The organism is Acinetobacter sp. WC-141 (genome assembly GCF_000313935.1).
Lineage (GTDB): Bacteria > Pseudomonadota > Gammaproteobacteria > Pseudomonadales > Moraxellaceae > Acinetobacter.
Window position 1 is genome coordinate 1 of record NZ_AMSS01000017.1, and the last position, 1523, is coordinate 1523.

Below are 1523 nucleotides of genomic sequence, written 5' to 3' on the forward strand. Positions count from 1 at the left end.
TCCACCCAATCGCAATGGACCCAGGTCTACGTTTTGCGATCCGTGAAGGTGGTCGTACTGTAGGTGCTGGTGTTGTTGCGAAAGTAACTGCATAATCACTTTCAGTGAAAAAAAAGCGCTCTTTTTAGAGCGCTTTTTTTATATTTAATTGTCTAACAATCACTATAAAAGCTGGCCTTAACTGATATTTCAATGTCCTTATTTACACTTAATCCTTTTTATTAAATTTGTATGATAAGAATCAAGAAAACGAACAATAAAGTTTGAGTAACTTGGGTTACTTAATAAGGAGCTTTGGGTATGAATGCTAAAGTGAATATTACGAATCGTGTAGGGGCGAGCTTTCCTGTACGGCGTATGAATTTTGACTTTAATGATGTACCAGAATATTGGATGAATGGTTCTGCTGGACTAACACACTTTATGACAGCATTGTCGGCCTTGTTTCCGGCAGGTGAGAAATTCTTTATAGATAGTGTACGTGCAGTACGTTATCACCCTTCTATTAAAGATGATGAAGTGCTTCAGAAAGAGATTAGTGCTTTTATTGGGCAAGAAGCAATGCATACTCAAGAGCATGTAAATTTTAATGCCTCTGCTCAAAAGTTTGGTCATGATGTAGAAGCGTTAGAGAAATTTACCGACACAGCCATTCAAACAGCAATTAAAACTTTTGTAAAAATTGTTAAACCTTTCGGTATGACCAAAGACATGGTTGACCTGACGGCTACAACAGCGCTTGAACATTTTACAGCTACCATTGCTTCACAGTTATTAGTCAATAAACATATTCAAGAGTTGATGACAGACGAAACCATGTCAACCATGTGGTATTGGCATGCGATCGAAGAGAATGAACATAAAGCCGTGGCTTTTGATGTGTATGAAGGTGTATTTGGTAAAGGTATAAAAGCTTACGCCTTACGCACAAGTTCTCTAGTGTTTGCGATGACTTTGATTTTCTTGATCCAGTCTTCTTTTGTGCTTCGCTTATTAAAGCAAGATAAAAAGTTAAATGTGGGTGAGCTATCGGTGATTTATAAATACGCATATAGCCCATCAAAAGGTATCATTACTGGCATGGGTAAAGAAATGCTGGCTTACTTTAAACCTGGATTCCATCCAAATGATTTGGATACAGTAGGTCTGTTGAGAACATGGAAAGCGAAATTAGGTTTGTAATTCAAATCTCTGTTGATTTAAAAGGGCTCTTAGTAGCCCTTTTTCTTTTTAGCATTAAGTGCTCACACCAATTGTTAATAGGTATCTGCACCTTTATGGGGTGATATACGCTGAATTATCAGGAGACTTTCCCTTGGGAGATTCTAGGCAGCCAACTTATAAAAGTCTTCGGCCATTTGATTTGGTGTCTTAAAACCCAAACCCTTTTGAATTCTTCGATGATTATAAAATAACTCAATGTATTTTATAATATCTGCTTTGGCTTCTTCTCTGGTTTGATAGTTGTAATGATGCACTAACTCATTTTTCAGTATTCCCCAAAAGCTTTCAATCGGTGCATT

3 protein-coding genes are annotated in these 1523 nt (G+C 37.2%); 2 read left to right on the forward strand and 1 reads right to left on the reverse strand.

Going from position 1 to position 1523, the window contains the following annotated elements; all coding sequences use genetic code 11:
* Both ACINWC141_RS19270 and ACINWC141_RS03280 read left to right on the forward strand, forming a co-directional pair.
* Positions 1-95, forward strand: a 95-nt coding sequence (locus tag ACINWC141_RS19270) for an EF-Tu C-terminal domain-related protein (RefSeq protein WP_005240168.1), incomplete at its 5' end; no start/stop codon positions are given.
* 205 nt (positions 96-300) lie between these two features.
* The gene (locus ACINWC141_RS03280) at positions 301-1182 is read left to right on the forward strand and encodes a metal-dependent hydrolase (RefSeq protein WP_009387874.1); all 882 of its coding nucleotides are present in this window, start codon (positions 301-303) and stop codon (positions 1180-1182) included.
* Positions 1183-1325: 143 nt separating this feature from the next.
* Here the strand turns inward: ACINWC141_RS03280 and ACINWC141_RS03285 are convergent.
* A partial coding sequence (locus tag ACINWC141_RS03285; protein WP_009387875.1) for an IS3 family transposase occupies positions 1326-1523 on the reverse strand: 198 nt, incomplete at its 5' end.

Coding starts and splice junctions, on each gene's coding strand:
- ACINWC141_RS03280 (WP_009387874.1), top strand. CDS start 301: ATGAATGCTAAAGTGAATATTACGAATCGTGTAGGGGCGAGCTTTCCT.